Origin of the sequence: Pseudomonas sp. (assembly GCF_035277045.1) — a bacterium.
In the GTDB taxonomy this organism is placed as follows: domain Bacteria; phylum Pseudomonadota; class Gammaproteobacteria; order Pseudomonadales; family Pseudomonadaceae; genus Aquipseudomonas.
Genome location: NZ_DATELE010000017.1, coordinates 1 through 2,513, shown reverse-complemented (window position 1 = coordinate 2,513; position 2,513 = coordinate 1). Strand labels below are relative to the sequence as shown.

The 2,513-nt window shown below is 59.7% G+C and carries 4 protein-coding genes; 1 reads left to right on the top strand and 3 read right to left on the bottom strand.

What is annotated here, in order from left to right; translation table 11 throughout:
* The 3 genes from VJS90_RS00705 to VJS90_RS00695 all read right to left on the bottom strand — a co-directional run.
* On the bottom strand, positions 1-187 hold a 187-nt coding region (locus VJS90_RS00705; protein WP_324118136.1), incomplete at its 3' end, for a DUF1206 domain-containing protein.
* Between the two features lie 77 nt (positions 188-264).
* Positions 265-897, bottom strand: coding sequence for a dTMP kinase (locus VJS90_RS00700; protein ID WP_324118135.1), 633 nt, complete (start codon positions 895-897; stop codon positions 265-267).
* Positions 898-959: 62 nt separating this feature from the next.
* On the bottom strand, positions 960-1,724 hold the full coding sequence (locus VJS90_RS00695) for a hypothetical protein (protein WP_324118134.1): 765 nt from the start codon (positions 1,722-1,724) through the stop codon (positions 960-962).
* 186 nt (positions 1,725-1,910) lie between these two features.
* Between VJS90_RS00695 and VJS90_RS00690 the strand changes: the two genes are divergently transcribed.
* Positions 1,911-2,513, top strand: a 603-nt coding sequence (locus VJS90_RS00690; protein WP_324118133.1) for a hypothetical protein, incomplete at its 3' end; no start/stop codon positions are given.

Here is a 2,513-nt window from a genome sequence, read left to right as displayed (position 1 = left end):
CCATCAAACCGACGAGAGCATGACCAAATGGCTGGCCTAACAACGCTTCCAGGCTTTTGTGACTGTCCTTGGGTTTGCTCGAGTCGAGAGCCGCCAGCAGAGCGAAAATACCAATGATGAGATAAAGCCCGCCGCGTGCGGCGTATCCGCCTCGTGCGAACAGGACAAGACTTTGTTGCGCGGACATAGACTCGAATCCAGGAAGGTGTACTGAAGTAGACCTGTCCTCAGGAAACGGGTTCGATTCCAAGCATCTGCGGCTACCTAAACCGCATCAGGTTCGGCACGGCGACTCAGTTTATAAATCTCGGAGACCACCTGCAGTGTCGCCTCTTCGACCGTCCCTTCATTCCGGCATAAAACCCAGCCATGATCCGCAATCGCTCGCTCGAACGCCGTGGTACAAGCAACTTGCTCCTCCAGCCCATGAATCACCGTACTGCCCAACCCTCGCGAACGGGTCGCCGCCCTCCCCCATGAAATTTCAGGATCGGTGACCACCCCTACATGCAGGTCCGGTACTCGCACGTTTCGTTCAACGTTCAAGCGCAGTATCTCTGCAAACGGGACTATCCGCCGAAACGCGGCGTCGGACGGATACCAGCGATCGATCAGAATGATGCTGTCCGCTGGCTGTTTGGGCAGCACGTGCCGGGAAGTCCAGGCACGGCTATCAGCCAGGCGCTCACAAACCCTCAACTCCAGATCCCGGGCGGGATGTCTGACGAGTCTGTTGACGAGAGCCATCGTCTCACCTCTGTGGGGGTCGCTTTTTTTCTCGCAAAGCCGTATCACCTTGTTACCGTCTGCTCTCAGTGCTTTTGTAACGGCTTCCAGTAACGTGGTCTTGCCGGTGCCCTTGGGCCCGTCCAACGATACAAACAGCGATCGATTCATGCTTTACATCCGACATCGTTTACAAGACCGGCGGAGCCAGAGGTAGCGTTCATACTCGTGAATCACCGTTTATCCAGCAACTTCGCCAATACGAACGTCACCACTACAGCCAGCACCACCGCCGCGGTGATGGACGGCACCGTGCCCCACAACACGATGGAGTTTTTCACGGCCAGGTAGAAGCCCAACACCCCCACGGCCCCGATGGCATTGCCACGCACGATCGCTCCTAGCTCTCGGTGCCCGCCCTGGACATGAGCGAACACGGCAAGCGGCCAGGCAATCACCGGGATCGGCGCCAGCAGGCCACTGGCTGCAGGACCGAGCCATTCGGCACTTGCGGTGATCGTCAGCAGCAGGAGGGTTGCCGTGAGCATCCGCATCGGGATTATCCAGCGTGGCAACCGCACGATTTTCGCTGCACCGGAGTCGGGCTTCTCCGAGGTGAGGACGATGATCAGCGTAAGCAGCAGCAAGGTCACGATCACCGAGGCTGAGACCCATCCCAGACGGCTCATCACAAACGCACCTGCCGCGTACACCGCCAAGGCCATAACGCAGCCGGCAAGCGCGCCAACCCGTCTGGTCACCCGGTAGTAGAACAGGTAAGTCGCCTGCACCGCCGCCAACCCGGCCAACGCCCCGGGCACGGCTTGCAACGCGAAGGCGGGCCCCTGCTCAAGGCTGAGAAACAGCATGACCAGCGCCGAGGTGACGGGCAGCCCCGACAGCAAGCCGCCAACTTTGGCGCCCCAGCGCATGGACGCGAGCGAGATGGCCAGCATGAGCGTGGGGGTAGTCAGAAGCTTGAGATAGAAGGCAATCATGGGTCGATAAGGCAGATCACAAGTGGGAGGGGGCTGGCGCGGCCCATGGTAGTTGAACCTGGCGGCGATACGCAGGTTTTTCGCCTTGACCTTTCAGGAACGAAGAATCCCTTGCGGCAATCCGCTCGCGAGGTTAGATTGGTTATGACTTAATTCCACGACCCCTGGATAACCTTGGAGGGTGCGATGTCTCCCACCGCCGACACCATTGAAATCACTCGAGAGATTCGACCAGCGCTGACCAGCGAGTCGGGCCATGGCCCCGATGCCCCCCCTCAGCGCTTGGTGATCACGGTTGATGTGAACTCCCAGGCGGTTGCCGACGCCTACGTCTGCTCGGTTGAAATGCTGACCCGCGCATTTCAGGCGCAGCTGGAGCCGGTGCGCGAGGACACCATCTCAACGATCGTCGCCATGTGGGTACCGAAGAAGCCCGTGCCTTCCACCCTCCTGCGCGAGGCGAAGATGCTGGCGGCCGCCAAGACTGAGATCCTTCAAAGCAATGATTGGGTCACCGCGAGCGAAATTTCGGACCTGGCTCAGTTCAAATCCAGCAACCCGAGCGCCCAGCCCAACAAGTGGAAGCTCGCCGGCAAGATGTTCGCGTTGCGTCATGAAGGGATCGACTACTTCCCCATGTACGGGCTTGATCCCGCGCTCGGTTACCGGCCGTTCGCCGGTCTGGAGCCTGTCGTGTCTACCTTGGCCGGCAAAAAGGATGGCTGGGGCATGGCATTCTGGTTCGCCTCTCCCAACAGCTACCTCGGAGGAAGGCGCCCCAAAGACCTG

What these genes read in the sequence shown, in the direction of transcription:
- VJS90_RS00700 (WP_324118135.1), bottom strand. Translation starts at nt 897, where the DNA reads ATGAATCGATCGCTGTTTGTATCGTTGGACGGGCCCAAGGGCACCGGC.
- VJS90_RS00695 (WP_324118134.1), bottom strand. Translation starts at nt 1,724, where the DNA reads ATGATTGCCTTCTATCTCAAGCTTCTGACTACCCCCACGCTCATGCTG.